This is a genomic window from Alcanivorax sp. HI0044 (assembly GCF_001634945.1).
In genome coordinates this window covers 1-1,034 of the sequence record NZ_LWEZ01000284.1, presented here as the reverse complement: position 1 = coordinate 1,034, position 1,034 = coordinate 1, and the positions used below count along the sequence as shown (strand labels likewise).

At 48.5% G+C, this 1,034-nt stretch carries 1 protein-coding gene; it reads right to left on the bottom strand.

Going from position 1 to position 1,034, the window contains the following annotated elements; genetic code table 11:
- Positions 1 to 24 precede the first annotated feature (24 nt).
- Positions 25 to 1,034: hypothetical protein (locus A3730_RS30965; protein WP_197477264.1), on the bottom strand; the 1,010-nt coding region annotated here is incomplete at its 5' end.

The window sequence follows — 1,034 nt, the reverse complement described above, 5'->3', positions numbered from 1 at the left end:
GGTCAGGTCTGAATGGCATTTTTATTATCCGCACCGTTCTTCGCGCAAATCCTGAATCTCTTCAAGAGAAAAATCCACGGAGGCTCCACCATTCAGCGACACCGACCAAACCTCGGAATTTCCATCCATGGTGATTACGGCGCTATTGCCTGATTCATCTTGCAGCTCAACCTGACCACTTTTGATGGCTCGCCTGAGGCTCAAAAAACTTGTATCAGAAGGGTCATCCTCAATAACCAGATCCGAAAGCGTTGCCGCTGTGATCAACCCCTCTGGACATGACTCGCGATGAGGAATCACCCTTTTTACCCCATAAACCCCTGAGAAGCTTTCAATCCTTGATTCCGGGAAAGGGAGACCTGCATTGGGCGTGACAGCAAGAGCAAAACGCTCATCCATGTTTTTCCCCAACTGAGAATAGAAAGCCACCACTTCCCCTGTATCGTCATCAATAGACGCAAATCGCTCGAGCAGAAATTCCTCAGAATGCTGACTTTTCTCTCCATACTCTTGTTCAGCACTTTCCCGCTCAAGATGAATGAAAACATGCCCATACATGGCTCGCATTAATCGACTATTAATGATATCGGTCTGCTGGTAAGCGAAATAGGGAATCTCAACGGAATCCCCGTACCGGTCATAGGAAAGGAAATCCGTTTCTTCAAAAAATTCGCCGGAACCTATGCCGGAACCAGGGAAGCCACGTTGACGAAACCCCGTGTTGATCGACCCTAACGTTAAATCATAATCACAACCTTCCAAACGATAGGATCGCACGTCATATAGCGCCCCGGAGAATGGCGACTCAAGGTCTTCCAGCGTGTAGCTTTCGGACACATAGCCTCCTTCCTGCAAGCAGGTAAAACCATGATGACTGGCCACATCAACACCATTACCCATCTGGATATTTGCATGACCTTCTATCGTGCTCAGGGAGCCTGTGTGATAGAAACCGCCACCAAACAACAACACCGCATCTTCTTCAGACGTTAACGTCGCAGCTGGCAGGGGTTCTAATGGCGCTCTGAATATTG